Below are 389 nucleotides of genomic sequence, written 5' to 3' on the forward strand. Positions count from 1 at the left end.
GGATGATGTATATATTGCCAGACTTTCAGCTCCAGATTTCCAGTTCAAAGATGGAAAATATACGAGGGAACAGTTAATCGATCTTGCACTTCGCGTAATTAATGGCGCATTGGAAGGCAAACCAGAAGACCTTGTCGTCACTACACACCTATGTCGTGGGAACTACCAGTCGACTTGGGCGTTTGAAGGAAGCTATGCCCGTATCGCCCCAACTTTATTGGCAAAAGAATCAGTGGATGGATTTTTCTTGGAATATGATGATCAACGCTCAGGAGATTTCAAGCCATTGGAATACATTCCAAATGGCGGTGCACGGGTCGTACTGGGTGTCGTCACTTCAAAAAATGGAGAAATCGAAGACAAGGAAGCTGTTAAGGCACGCATTGAAG

The 389-nt window shown here is 44.7% G+C and carries 1 pseudogene; it reads left to right on the forward strand.

The annotated features are described in order from the left end of the window. A pseudogene (locus SB773_RS30280) lies at positions 1–389 on the forward strand (5-methyltetrahydropteroyltriglutamate--homocysteine S-methyltransferase); the annotation flags it as partial.

Origin of the sequence: Bacillus sp. SIMBA_074 (assembly GCF_046534555.1) — a bacterium.
Lineage (GTDB): Bacteria > Bacillota > Bacilli > Bacillales > Bacillaceae_G > Bacillus_A > Bacillus_A mycoides.